The following is an 11,560-nucleotide window of genomic DNA, read 5'->3' as shown; positions in this document are numbered from 1 at the left end:
GCCCCAGCCGCCGATCTGCGGCTCGATGATGGTGTACTGCCGGCCGGTATCGGGATGGACGCCGCCGATGAAGGTGCCGCAGACCGAGGCGAAGTGTCCCGCCGCCAGCCGATCCGGCATGTGCGGGGCGAGGCAGCGCCAGATCAGGTCGTACACGCGCAGCAAGACCTCGTAGTAGAAGCCGATCGGCGCCGGCTCGGTGGCCTCGAAGACCGAGCCGGGTCGGGTCAGCAGCCGGATCGGCCGGAACGAGCCCTCGTTGGCCGCCGAATAGGGATCGGTCAGCGATTTGACGATCAGCTGGGCGGCGACCATCACGCCGTCGCGGCTGGTGTTGACCGGATTGCGGGCCTGGTCCGGATTGTCGCGCAGGTCGACGACGAAGGCCTCGTCCGAGATGGTGACCTTGACGTTGAAGAACTGGCCGTCGTCCTGCTCCTCGGTCAGTTCGAAGGTGCCCTTGGGCAGGTTCGCGAGGGCGCGGCGCGTCACCTCCTCGCCGAAATCGAGGAAGGACGCCATGGCGGTCTCGAAGGTCTCGACGCCGTACTTCTCGGCCAGTTCGACCAGCCGCCGGCCGCCGATGCGGACCGAGGCGATGGCGGCCCAGACGTCGCCCTCGAGCACGTCGGGCATGCGCGAGTTGACCTTGATGATCTCCATGACCGAGCGGATCGGCTCGCCGCGCGCGATGATCTTGATGGCCGGCAGGCGCAGGCCCTCCTGGAAGATCTCGGTGGCATTGCCGCTCAGCGAGCCGGGGGCCATGCCGCCCACGTCGGAGTTGTGGGCGATGTTGGCGGTCCAGGCGATGATCCTGTCGCCGACGAAGACCGGCATGGCCACGACGATGTCGCTGAGGTGGGTGACGCCGCCGTAATAGGGGTCGTTGGTGGCAAAGACATCGCCCGGCTCGATGTCGCCGGGCTTGTCGAACTTGGCGACGATCACCTTGACCGCCTTGTCGAGCATGCCGACGAAGGCCGGGATGCCGGCGCCCGAGGAGGCGAGCGCGCCCTTGGCGTCGGTGATGCCGGTGCCCATGTCGAGCACTTCGTAGATGATCGAACTCATCGCCGTCTTGCGCATGACGGCGAACATCTCGTCGGCCGCCGCCTGCAGCGAATTCTGGATGATCTCGAGGGTGATCGGGTCGTTTGCCGAGTAGCTCATCGCCGTCTCCTCAGTTGAGCTCGATGTGGGTATTGCCGTAGCCGTCGATCGAAACGCGCTGGCCGGGGTGGATCACCACCGTGGTGCCGGGATCCTCGATGATGGCGGGGCCGACGAAGTGCATGCCGGGCTCGAGCCGGGTGCCGTCGTAGATGGCGGCGCGGTGCACGCCCTCGAGCGCATAGTCGACATCGCGATGTCCCTTGAGCGCGGTGTCGGCCGCGGCGCCGGAGCCCTCGCACTTCTGCATGGTCAGCTTGCCGACCTCGGCGGAGGCGACGAGGTGGATGCCGACCATCTCGACGGGCGCCGCGAGACGATAGGTGTATTCGCGCTCGTAGGTGGTGTGGAAGGCCGTCTCGATCTCGGCGAGGCGGGCATCGGTGATCGGGCCGGGCGCAATCAGCACCTCGGTGGTGTGCTCCTGGTTCTGATAGCGGAACTTGCCGTAGCGATCGAACTTCACCCGCGCGGGTTCGACCCCCTCGGCGGAGAACTGGGCGGTGGCGCGCGCCTCGGTCTCGGCGAACAGCGCCTCGATGGCGTCGGCCGAGCCCGGCTTCAGGTCGGCGAGGCGGGTGACGAAGTAGTCGCGCCTGAGGTCGGACATCATCATGCCCCAGGCCGAGAACACCGAGGCGCCGGCCGGCACCACGACCTTCCTGACGCCCAGTTCGGCCGCCAGCGCCATGCCGTGCATGGCACCGCCGCCGCCGAACACGACGAGGGTGAAATCGCGCGGATCGTGCCCGCGATTGAGCGAGACGAGCTTCAGCGCATTGACCATGTTGTTGTTGGCGATGCGGACGATGCCGCGCGCCGCCTCGTCGACGCTGACGCCCAGCCGGTTCGCCACGGCGCCGAGGGCGGCCTCGGTCGACTGCATGTCGGCGATCACCTCGCCGCCGCAGAAATAGTCGCGGTTGATCCGCCCCAGCCAGAGGTTGGCGTCGGTGGTGGTGGCATTGGTGCCGCCGCGGCCATAGGCGGCGGGACCCGGAACGGCGCCGGCCGAGCGCGGCCCGACATGCAGCTTGCCGTAATCGTCCACCCAGGCGATGGAACCGCCGCCATTGCCGATCTCGACGAGGTCGACCACCGGCACCATGATCGGGTATCCCGAGGAGGTGCGATCGCGCTCGATCCAGTAGTCGGTCTTGATCTTGACCTCGCCGTTCTCGATCAGCGAGCACTTGGCGGTGGTGCCGCCGATATCGAGGGCGAGCACATTGGGCTCGCCGATCAGCTTGCCGAGTTCGGCGGCCCCCCAGAAACCCGAGGCGGGACCGGATTCGACCATGGTGATGGGGATGCGCGAGACGGACTCGAGCGTGTCGACGCCGCAGTTGGACTGCATGATGTAGGGGCTGTGGCGGAAGCCCTGCTCGGCCAGCCCGGCGGCGAGGCGCGACAGGTAGCGCTCCGCCGTGGGCTGCACATAGGCCGAAAGCACGGCGGTCGAGGCGCGCTCGTACTCGCGCCACTCGCGGGTGATCTGGTGCGAGGACACCACCGAGACCTCCGGCCAGAGCCGGCGCACCGCCTCGACGGCGGCCTGTTCGTGGCTGGGATTGGCGTAGGAGTGGAGGAAGCAGATGGCGATGGCCTCGACGCCTTCGGCGCGGAAATCGTCGAGGATGGCGGGCAGACCCGAGAGGTCGAGCGGGCGCAGTTCCCGGCCCCTGTAGGTGACGCGGCCGGGCAGTTCGCGCCGCAGGTAGCGGGGCACGAAGGGCGCCGGCTTCTCGTAGTGGAGATTGAAGAAGTCCGGCCGGTTGCCGCGGGCGATCTCGAGGCTGTCGCGGAAGCCCTCGGTGGTGATCAGCCCCACCCTGACGCCCTTGCGCTCGGTGAGGGCGTTGATGACGACGGTGGTGCCGTGGGCGAGGAAATCGACGGTGGCGGGATCGACCCCGCCCTTCTTCAGCACGTTGAGCACGCCCTGCTCGAAATTGGGGGGCGTGGTGTCGGCCTTGGCGGTGACGACGCGCGACGCGCCGGTGGCGAGATCGGTCTCGAAGCAGACGAGATCGGTAAAGGTGCCACCCACGTCGGTCGCGACGCGTATCGTGGTGTCAGCCATCTGTGGTTTCCTCGGGAGCATGGGTCTGGTGATGGGAGGCGGGCGGGCGGCGGCGGGACGGGGCGGCATCCGCCGCCCTGGTCGTTGTCCGCGCCGGCTGGGCGGCCAGGGGCGTCGCGACGTCCTGCCGCCCCTCGCGATCGCCGAACACGTCCATGGTGCAGGTGTGCAGCAGCACCGCCTCGGCGTCGGTGTGGTTCCAGGTGGTGTGCACCTTCTGCGAGGAGAAGTGCAGCGAGTCGCCCGCCTCGAGCACGAAGACCTCGCCCTCGACCTCGACGGTCATGGCGCCGGAGAGCATGTAGAACAGCTCCTCGCCATCATGCGCGATGAGTTCCGACCGGTAGCCGGGCGGCTGGTGGATGATGACGGTGGTCAGCTGATAGCCGGGAAAGGCGGCGGAGATGCGCTCGTAGACCAGCGCGCTCGAGCCCACGGCATAGTGCGGGCGCTGGTCGAGCCGGGTCAGCGAAGCGGTGCCGGCCGGCAGCGAGAGGAACGAGGAAACCTGCTGACCCAGCACGCGCGAGACGTTGACCAGCGACGACAGGGACGGCGTGGTGATGCCGCGCTCGATCTGCGAAATGAACCCGACCGACAGGCTGGCGCCGTCGGCCACCTGCTTGAGGGTCAGCCCGAGCGCCTGACGCCGCTCCCGCAGGCGTTCCCCCAGGATGGTCTGGTCCTGCCGGACGTCGTCCGGCCCGAGGGGTTTCTCCATGGGAGGCCCTGCCTTTTAGTATTTCTAAAAAGGCTATGAGACGCCTGCCGTGCCGTCAAGCCGCTTGTGCGCGACCCGCGAGGCGGCCGGGCGGCCACCTCCGGCCCCGCGCCCCTGCTGCTCGCAACGTGCTCCGACGACGAGGCCCGGATGCCCGGGCGTTCCCTACCGGCGTCCCGTGCATCGGCAGTGCGAGGGGGGCTGGTGCTGCCTAGACGCCGCCCCAGATGGTCTCCGCCGTCTTCACCACCAGGTCGAGCTTGCGACGCTGGTCGTCCATGGTGATGGCGTTGCCTTCCTCGGTCGAGGCGAAGCCGCATTGCGGCGCGATGCCCAGCTGGTCGAGGGAGACGAACTTCGAGGCCGCCTCGAACTTGCGCCTGAGGTCGTCGATGTCCTCGAGTTCTGCCGTCTTGGTGGTGATGAAGCCGGGCAGCACCCGCTTGTGGCCTTTGGGGAGCAGGCGCAGCGGCTCCAGCCCGCCGGCGCGGTCCGTGTCGTATTCCATGAAGTAGATGTCGACGTCGGTCTGGTTGAACACCGCGTCCGCGGCCGGATCGTAGGCGCCCTCGGCGACCCAGGTCGACTTGAAGTTGCCCCGGCACATGTGCATGCCGATCAGCATGTCGTCGGGGCGATCGACGATGGCGTCGTGCATCATCCTGGCATAGCGCCCGATCAGCCAGTCCGGGTCCTCGCCGCGCGCCCGGCGCTGCTCGCGGATCTTGGGATCGCACAGGTAGGCGAAGAAGATGTCGTCCATCTGCAGGTAGCGGCAGCCGGCGGCGTAGAAGGCCGCGACCGCTGCCTTGTAGGTCTGGGTGATGGCCTCGAAATAGGCCTCGGCATCGTGCTTGTACTCGGGCACCGCGATGTCGCTCTCGGCGATGCGGAAGTGGATGGCGCTCGGGCCGGGGATCGAGATCTTCGGAGTCACCTTCGTATGCGCCGCGACGAACCTGAAGTGCTCGAGCATCGGGTGGTCGGGCGGAAAGCTCAGCGGACCGGTGATCACCGGCACGTCGGCGCGGGTGGCGACGCCATGGAACTGGATGCCGCCGCCCTCGCGCTGCACGATGTCCAGCCCGTCGAGCATACCCATGAAGTCGAAGTGCCACCAGGCCCGGCGGAACTCGCCGTCGGTCACCGCCTTGAGGCCGGCCTGCTCCTGCATGCGGATCACCTCGAGGATGGCCTCGTCCTCGATCTGCTTGAGGTCCTCGGCCGACAGGCGCTTGTCCTCGAATCGCGCCTTGCGGGCCGCCTTGATCGTGTCCGGGCGCAGGAAGCTGCCGACGATGTCGGCGCGATATGGGGGTTTCGACAGGGTGGCAGCCATGCGTTGTCCTCCTCGACGGAAGGCCAAGTGATGGCCGGATCGCAGCGTGGTGGCAATAGCCTTCCGGCAAATCTGTATACATTCAGTGCCTGTCGGCGCCAAATCGATGGGTTGTGGCGCCCGGGGCGTAGGTGCTGTATACATCCTGCGGTGGGAGTCGGTTCACTTGGGAGTCCGGATGGACGGCGGGGGTCGTGCAATCCAGTCGCAGCGCGCCCTCATGGGGCTTCGCGAGCTGATCGTGTCGGGCGAGTTGCGGGCCGGCGCACGGCTGTCCGAGGTGGCGCTGGCGGGCCGCCTGGGCCTTTCACGCACGCCGCTGCGGGCGGCCCTCGCGCGCCTCGCCCAGGAAGGGCTGATCGAGGCGATTCCGTCGGGCGGCTACGCCCTGCGCAGCTTCAGCCGCGAGGATGTCGTCGACGCCATCGAGCTGCGCGGCGTGCTGGAGGGAACCGCAGTGCGCCTTGCGGCCGAGCGCGGCGTCGCCGCCGGGCGGCTCGGCGCGTTGCGCCGCCTGCTCGAGGCGCTCGACAGCAGCCTGGGCGGCGATGTCGCGGACATGGATTTCGATCGCTATGTCGAGCTCAACGCCACTTTCCACGAGCAGCTGTGGGCCCTCGGCAGCGCCGTCGTGCGACGCGAGATCGAGCGGGTGACCCGCCTGCCCTTCGCCTCGCCCAGCGCTTTCCTCGACAAGCAGGCCGACGTCCCGGCCATCCGGCGTTCGCTCTACGGGGCCCAGGCGCAGCACAGGGCCATGGTCAAAGCCATCGAGCAGCGCGAAGGCGCCCGCGCCGAGAGCCTGGCGCGGGAGCACGCGCGCCTCGCCCGGCACAACCTCGAGCATGTGCTGGACGAGGATCGCAGCCTGATCGGCCGCGTGACGGCGCTGGCGCTGGTGGTCGGCTGAGCGCACCGGCCGGAGGCGCCGGCCGCTCCCCTTGCGCCGCTTTTTGTTATCCGACATAACTATCTGGCGTGAGGGAGGATCTCATGAACGTCGAAGGCGTCCCCATCCGCCCGGTGCGGCTGGGGAGCATGGCCGCGGACGCCGAGCACCGGACCGACGGGACGACCATCGTCCGGTCGGTGGAGCCGCTGGGGTCCTACCCCCGCTCGATCGTCGACGCCCTCGAGGCCTGGGCGAAAGCCACGCCCGACGCGGTGCTGATCGCCGACCGCGAGGGTGCCGGCTGGCGGAAGCTGAGCTTCGCCCAGGTGCTGGACCGCCTGCCGCCGCTGGCGCAGGCGCTTCTCGATGCCGGGCTGTCGCCGGAGCGACCGCTGGTCATCCTCTCCGGCAACGAGATCGAGCACCTGCTGCTCGGGCTCGCGGCGATCTGGGTGGGCATCCCCTATGCACCGATCTCGCCGGCCTATTCGCTGCTCTCGACCGACCACGGCAAGCTGAGGCACATTGCCGGGCTGCTGACGCCGGGGCTGCTCTACGCCAGCGAGGGCAAGCGCTTCGCCCCGGCGATCGCCGCCGCCTTTGCGGCCGACATCCCCCTCGTGGTGCGCACAGACCCGCCCGACGGCCGGCCGACCCGGAGCTTCGCCGAGCTGCTCGCCACCCCGGTCACCCCGGCGGTCGCTGCGGCGCATGCGGCGATCACCGCCGACACGGTGGCCAAGGTGCTGTTCACCTCGGGCTCCACCGGCCTGCCCAAGGGGGTGATCACCACCAACCGCATGATGGCGTGCAACCAGCAGATGATCCGCCAGGCGCTGGCCTTCGTCGCCGACGAGCCGCCGGTGCTGCTCGACTGGATGCCGTGGAACCATGTGGCCGGGGGCAGCCACAATACCGGCATGGCCATCTACAATGGCGGCACATTCTACATCGACGACGGGCAGCCGACGCCGGCCCGCTTCGGGCGGACGCTCGAGAACCTGAGCCAGGTGCAGCCCAACTTCTTCACCAATGTGCCCAAGGCCTACGAATTCCTCGTCGCCGCCTTCGACGCGCATCCGGAGGCGCGCCGCAACCTGTTCGCCCGGCTGCGGCTGCTGCAATACGCGGGGGCGGGCCTGTCGCAGCACGTGTTCGAGGGGCTCGACCGGGCGGCCCGCGCCGAAACCGGGGAAAGGGTGCTGATCATCACCGGCTACGGCTCAACGGAGACGGCGCCCTTCGCCTTCACCACCACCTGGCCGGTGGAGGAAGCCGGCCATATCGGGCTGCCGGCGGCCGGCATGACCATCAAGCTGGTGCGCAACGAGGACAAGACGGAGCTGCGCCTCAAGGGCCCCAACGTCACGCCCGGCTACTGGCGGGACCCCGTGCGGACGGCGGAAGCCTTCGACGAGGAGGGCTTCTACCGGATCGGCGATGCGGTGCGCTACGCCGATCCCGCCGAGCTCGGCAAGGGCTTCGTCTTCGACGGCCGGGTCACCGAGGACTTCAAGCTCTCGACCGGCACCTGGGTGAATTTCGCCGCCGTGCGCAAGGCGGTGATCTCGGCCTGCGCGCCGCTGATCCGCGACGTGGTGCTGACCGGGCTGGACCACAATTTCATCGGCGCGATGATCTTTCCCGATGTCGAGGCCTGCGCCCGGCTGGCCGGGCTGCCGGCCGGCACGGACGCGGCCGCGGTGATCTCCCACGCCACCGTGCAGCAGCGCTTCGGGGAGAGCCTTGCCGCGCTGGCGCGGCAAGCGACCGGCAGTTCGAACCATGTGGCGCGGGCGCTGCTGCTCGCCGAGCCGCCCGATATCGACCGGGGCGAAATCACCGACAAGGGCTCGATCAACCAGCGGGCGGTGCGCAGCCACCGGCCGGACCTGGTGACGGCCCTCTATGCCGAGCCGCCGGGGGCCGGCATCTTCGTACTGGCGCGCGCAGGGGAGCGGACATGAGCCACGGACTTCGCCTCGCTTTCGAGGATGCCTGGCTGCTGGGCGGCGCCCGCACACCGTTCGTCGACTATCGCGGCGCGCTCGCCGAGGTCTCACCGATCGACCTCGGCATCCGGGCCGCGCGGGCCGCCATCGAGCGCACCGGCGTGCGGGCGGCCGATATCGGTCACACCATTGCCGGATCGATGGCCCAGGCCTCGTTCGATGCCTATGTCACGCCGCGCCATATCGGCCTCTATGCCGGCGCCCCGATCGAGGCGCCGGCGCACCTCGTGCAGCGCATCTGCGGCACCGGGCTCGAAGTCATCGCGCAGGCGGCCGACAGCGTCTCGCTCGGCCGGGTGGAGCTGACGCTGGCCGCAGGCTGCGAGTCGATGAGCCGCAATCCGGTCGCCGCCTATACGCATCGCAACGGCTTCGCCATGGGGCGGGTGGAGTTCAAGGACTTCCTGTGGGAGGCCCTCTACGACCCCGCCGCCTGCGTCAACATGGGCGACACCGCCGAGAACCTGGCGCGGCAGTACGGCATCGGCCGCGAGCGGGTGGACCGGTTCGCGGCGCGCAGCTTTGCCCGCGCGCTCGCGGCGCGCGACGCCGGGACGCTGGCCGAGGAGATCGTCCCGGTGCGCAGCGAGGCCTTCGAGGTCGAGGGCCTGCAGGCCCGCGGCATCCGGCTGCCGCGCGGTATCGAGGCGGTGAGTACGGACAGCCATATCCGCCCCTCCCCCTACGAGGTGCTCGCCGGACTGCGCCCCGCCTTCGCAGGCGTGCAGACCGGCGGCAATTCCTCGGCCATCGTCGATGGCGCGGCGGCGGTGCTGGTGGCCTCGGCGGGCTACGCGGCGACCAACGGACATCGCCCGCTGGCCCGCATTCGCGCCAGCGCCGCGGTCGGCGTGCCGCCCCATATCATGGGCATCGGCCCGGCACCGGCGATCCGCGCCGTGCTGGAGACCGCGGGAATGCGGCTCGAGCAAATCGACCGCATCGAGATCAACGAGGCGTTCGGCGCCCAGACGCTGGCCTGCGTGGACGAACTGGGGCTCGACGAGGCCCGGCTGAACGTCAATGGCGGCGCCATCGCCATCGGCCATCCGCTGGGGGCGACGGGCCTGCGCCTGGCGCTGACGCTGGCGCTCGAACTGCGGCGGTCCGGCACGCGCTACGGCGTCGCTTCGGCCTGCATCGGCGGCGGCCAGGGCATCGCGCTGCTCATCGAGAACACGGAGGCCGGGCGATGATCATCTCGGGCCGAACCGCGTTCGTCACCGGCGCCGCCTCCGGGCTCGGCGCCGAAACCGCGCGGGCCCTTTGCGGGCGCGGGGCCCGCGTGGCCATCTTCGACCGCAATGCCGCCGCCGGCGAGGCCATCGCCCGCGAACTCGGCGGCCGGTTCTTCGCCACCGATGTCGCCGATGCCGGAAGCGCCGAGAGCGCCGTCGCGGCGGCCGTCGCGGCGCTCGGCCCGCCGGCGGTGCTGGTCAACTGCGCCGGCATCGGCACGGCGGCCCGCATCGTCGGGCGCGAGGGGCCGATGCCGCTCGACGCCTTCGAGCGGGTGGTCCGGGTCAACCTGGTCGGCAGCTTCAACATGCTGCGCCTTGCGGCGTACGCCATGTCGCTGGCGGAGCCGGATGCGGACGGCCAGCGCGGGGTGATCATCTCCACCGCATCGGTCGCCGCGTTCGAGGGGCAGGTCGGCCAGGCCGCCTATGCGGCATCGAAGGGCGGCATCGTCGCGCTGACGCTGCCCGCGGCGCGGGAATTCGCCCGCTTCGGCATCCGCGTCCTCGCCATCGCGCCCGGGCTGTTCCTCACCCCGCTTCTGGCCGAGCTGCCGGCGGAGGCGCAGCAGGGTCTTGCCGCGACGATTCCCAACCCGCCGCGCCTCGGCCGGCCCGGCGAGTTCGCCGCACTGGTGCTGGGCATGATCGAGAACGACTACCTCAATGGCGAAGTGGTGCGCCTCGACGGCGCCCTGCGCATGGCGGCACGGTAGGAGGCCGCATGTTCGCGCGCACCACGACGCTCGAAATCCAGTTCGGCGACTGCGACCCGGCCGGCATCGTCTACTACCCCAACTATTTCCGCTTCTTCGACAATGCCAGTGCGGGGCTGCTCTCGGCGGCGCTCGGCATGCACAAGCGCGACTGGCTGCAGCGCTATGGCAGCGCCGGCATCCCGATGGTCGATACCGGCGCGCGGTTCGCGCGCCCCTGCCGGTTCGGCGATGTCGTCGAGATCCACTCGCAGATCACGGAACTGGGCCGCTCGAGCTTCGGCATCCGGCACCGGCTCACTCAAGCTGGCGAGACGGCGGTCGAGGCCGACGAGAAGCGGGTCTGGACGGTGCGCACGGCGGAGGGCGGCATCCGCTCGGCGCCGCTGCCGGACGAGGTGCGGCAGCGGCTCGAGGCCGGGCAGTGAATCCGCTGGGGAGACGAGGACCATGACACAATCCACCGCGCTGGTCGTGACGGAGCGGGGGCCGATCGTCCACCTGCTGTTCAATCGCCCGGAAAAGCGCAACGCCCTCAACGATGACATGGTGGCGGCGCTCGACCGCTTCCTCGGCGCGGTGCCGCGGGGCACGCGGGCCATCGTGCTCAGCGGCGCCGGTGGACACTTCTCCTCGGGGCTCGATCTGTCCCAGCATGTTCACCGCCGGCCGCTCGAGGTGATGGCGCATTCGCGCAACTGGCATCGGGTGATGGCGGGGCTGGCGAACTCGCCGATTCCGGTGGTCGCGGCGCTCTCGGGGGCGGTGATGGGCGGCGGCCTCGAGTGCGCCGCGGCCTGCCATGTGCGGGTGGCCGAAGCGAGCGTGCGCTTCCAGATGCCGGAGGGGCTGCGCGGCATTTTCGTGGGCGGCGGCGGCTCGGTGCGCATCTCGCGGCTGATCGGTCCGGACCGGCTGACCGAGATGATGCTGACCGGACGCACCTATTCGGGCGAGGAGGGCGAGCGCCTCGGGCTGGCCCACCATCTCGTGCCCGAGGGAACGGGGCTCGACAAGGCGTTCGAGCTCGCCGAGCGGATCGCCAGGAACTCGCCGACGATCAATGCCTTCGTCATCCAGGCCATCGCGCAGATCGGCACCATGCCGCCGGAGGCGGGCCTGTATGCCGAGAGCCTCACGGCGGCCCTCAGCCAGACCGGACCGGATGCCGAGGAGGGCCTGCGCGCCTTCCTCGAAAAGCGCGCGCCAGTATTCAGGTCGTGAGCCGATCGAGCAGCGACAGCAGCCGGTCGCGCTCGCCCGGGCCGCCGAGGCGCGACACCAGTTCCTCCTCCATGGCATCGTGCAGGGCCCGGGCCCGGGCGACGAAGTCCCGGCCTTCGGCGGTCAGGTGCAGGGCATTGGCGCGCCGGTCGTCCGCCGAGG

General features: G+C 69.8%; 10 protein-coding genes. 6 read left to right on the top strand and 4 right to left on the bottom strand.

All coding sequences use genetic code 11. The features are described 5' to 3' along the window. The 4 genes from ACE3TU_RS13240 to ACE3TU_RS13225 all read right to left on the bottom strand — a co-directional run. A partial coding sequence (locus ACE3TU_RS13240) for a hydantoinase B/oxoprolinase family protein (RefSeq protein WP_374624901.1) occupies positions 1 to 1,173 on the bottom strand: 1,173 nt, incomplete at its 3' end. A 10-nt stretch (positions 1,174 to 1,183) separates the two neighbouring features. Further along, positions 1,184 to 3,256 (bottom strand): hydantoinase/oxoprolinase family protein, encoded by a 2,073-nt coding sequence (locus ACE3TU_RS13235; RefSeq protein WP_374624899.1) that lies wholly within the window; start codon positions 3,254 to 3,256, stop codon positions 1,184 to 1,186. Next, positions 3,249 to 3,977, bottom strand: a complete 729-nt coding sequence (locus tag ACE3TU_RS13230) for a cupin domain-containing protein (protein WP_374624897.1) — start codon at positions 3,975 to 3,977, stop codon at positions 3,249 to 3,251. The genes ACE3TU_RS13235 and ACE3TU_RS13230 overlap by 8 nt, the downstream gene beginning before the upstream one ends. 211 nt (positions 3,978 to 4,188) lie before the next feature. Further along, on the bottom strand, positions 4,189 to 5,316 hold the full coding sequence (locus tag ACE3TU_RS13225; protein ID WP_374624895.1) for a 5-methyltetrahydropteroyltriglutamate--homocysteine S-methyltransferase: 1,128 nt from the start codon (positions 5,314 to 5,316) through the stop codon (positions 4,189 to 4,191). Positions 5,317 to 5,494: 178 nt separating this feature from the next. Between ACE3TU_RS13225 and ACE3TU_RS13220 the strand changes: the two genes are divergently transcribed. The 6 genes from ACE3TU_RS13220 to ACE3TU_RS13195 all read left to right on the top strand — a co-directional run bounded on the left by ACE3TU_RS13220 (position 5,495) and on the right by ACE3TU_RS13195 (position 11,398). Further along, positions 5,495 to 6,226, top strand: coding sequence for a GntR family transcriptional regulator (locus tag ACE3TU_RS13220; RefSeq protein WP_374624893.1), 732 nt, complete (start codon positions 5,495 to 5,497; stop codon positions 6,224 to 6,226). A gap of 83 nt (positions 6,227 to 6,309) precedes the next feature. Next, positions 6,310 to 8,175, top strand: a complete 1,866-nt coding sequence (locus ACE3TU_RS13215; RefSeq protein ID WP_374624891.1) for a feruloyl-CoA synthase — start codon at positions 6,310 to 6,312, stop codon at positions 8,173 to 8,175. Next, positions 8,172 to 9,416: an acetyl-CoA C-acyltransferase gene (locus ACE3TU_RS13210; protein WP_374624889.1), complete on the top strand. Its 1,245-nt coding sequence runs from the start codon at positions 8,172 to 8,174 to the stop codon at positions 9,414 to 9,416. The genes ACE3TU_RS13215 and ACE3TU_RS13210 overlap by 4 nt, the downstream gene beginning before the upstream one ends. Continuing rightward, positions 9,413 to 10,174 carry an SDR family NAD(P)-dependent oxidoreductase gene (locus ACE3TU_RS13205; protein ID WP_374624887.1) on the top strand — a complete coding sequence of 254 codons (762 nt, stop codon included), beginning with the start codon at positions 9,413 to 9,415 and terminating at the stop codon, positions 10,172 to 10,174. The genes ACE3TU_RS13210 and ACE3TU_RS13205 overlap by 4 nt, the downstream gene beginning before the upstream one ends. An 8-nt stretch (positions 10,175 to 10,182) precedes the next feature. Beyond that, positions 10,183 to 10,602, top strand: a complete 420-nt coding sequence (locus ACE3TU_RS13200) for an acyl-CoA thioesterase (RefSeq protein WP_374624885.1) — start codon at positions 10,183 to 10,185, stop codon at positions 10,600 to 10,602. 22 nt (positions 10,603 to 10,624) lie between these two features. Further along, a complete protein-coding gene (locus ACE3TU_RS13195) occupies positions 10,625 to 11,398 on the top strand; it encodes a crotonase/enoyl-CoA hydratase family protein (RefSeq protein ID WP_374624883.1) in 774 nt (257 codons plus the stop codon). Positions 11,399 to 11,560 lie beyond the last annotated feature (162 nt).

It is taken from the genome of Devosia sp., assembly GCF_041917035.1.
In the GTDB taxonomy this organism is placed as follows: Bacteria; Pseudomonadota; Alphaproteobacteria; order Rhizobiales; family Devosiaceae; genus Devosia_A.
Note: the sequence above shows the minus strand (reverse complement) of the source record. Positions and strands in the feature narration are given on the sequence as shown.